Origin of the sequence: Bradyrhizobium sp. SHOUNA76 (genome assembly GCF_023006445.1) — a bacterium.
Classification (GTDB): Bacteria; Pseudomonadota; Alphaproteobacteria; order Rhizobiales; family Xanthobacteraceae; genus Bradyrhizobium.
The window spans coordinates 1-1,086 of sequence record NZ_JALBHA010000946.1 but is presented as its reverse complement, the minus strand read 5'-3'; the positions used below and the strand labels follow the sequence as shown (position 1 = coordinate 1,086).

At 69.2% G+C, this 1,086-nt stretch carries 1 protein-coding gene; it reads left to right on the top strand.

What is annotated here, in order from left to right; translation table 11 throughout:
• Nucleotides 1-87 precede the first annotated feature (87 nt).
• Nucleotides 88-1,086: UDP-N-acetylglucosamine--N-acetylmuramyl-(pentapeptide) pyrophosphoryl-undecaprenol N-acetylglucosamine transferase (locus tag MOV74_RS38840; RefSeq protein ID WP_246932880.1), on the top strand; the 999-nt coding region annotated here is incomplete at its 3' end.

The following is a 1,086-nucleotide window of genomic DNA, read 5'->3' as shown; positions in this document are numbered from 1 at the left end:
CGAAGGGCGGCGCGCTGCGCTGCGCCCGGGGCACGCGCGTCGTGTAGCCGGCTCGCAATGACGGTGAAGGCCTTGTAAAAGGCATTTATGGACAATTCCCCCCTGATTCTTCTCGCCGCGGGCGGCACCGGCGGCCATCTGTTTCCGGCCGAGGCGCTCGGCGTCGAGCTGATCCGGCGCGGCTATCGCGTCCGCCTCGTCACGGACGAGCGCGCGCTGCGCTATAGCGGGCTATTCAGCAAGGACATGATCGACGTGGTGGCCAGCGAGACCGCACGCGGGCGCAATCCGTTTCAGCTCGCCTATGCCGGCCTCACGCTCGTTGCCGGCACGCTGTCAGCCTACGCGCTGATCAAGCGCTTGAAGCCCGTCGCCGTCGTCGGCTTCGGCGGCTATCCGACACTGCCGCCGCTGGTCGCTGCGAAATTCGCCGGCGTGCCCGGCATCATCCACGACGCCAACGCGGTGCTCGGCCGCGCCAACCGGTTCCTGTCGAGCCGCGTGCGCGCCATCGCGACGTCGCGCCCGGGCGTGCTTGATCGGGATCCGGCGCTATCAGGCAAGACCACGACGGTCGGTACGCCGATGCGACCCGCGGTCCTCGCTGCCGCTGCTGTGCCATATGCCGCGCCCGAGGTGAACGGACCGCTGCGGCTGCTCGTGGTCGGCGGCAGCCAGGGCGCGCGCATCATGGCCGACATCGTGCCGGGCGCAATCGAGCGCCTCGAGCCCGCGCTGTGGAGCCGGCTCGTTCTCACCCAGCAGGTGCGCGACGAGGACATGAGCCGCGTCCGCGCAGTCTACGACAAGCTCAAGATCAAGGCAGAGCTGGCGCCGTTCTTTACCGATCTGCCGGCGCGGCTTGCTTCCAACCACCTGATCGTTTCGCGCTCTGGCGCCGGCACGGTGGCCGAGCTCGCTGCGATCGGCCGGCCCTCGATCCTGGTGCCGTTGCCAGGCTCGATCGACCAGGATCAGTTCGCCAATGCCGGCGTGCTGGTCAAGGTCGACGGCGCGATCCGCATCCCGCAGACCGAGTTCAGCTCGGACCGGCTGGCGTCCGAGATCTCCGCCTTCGCCGCCGAG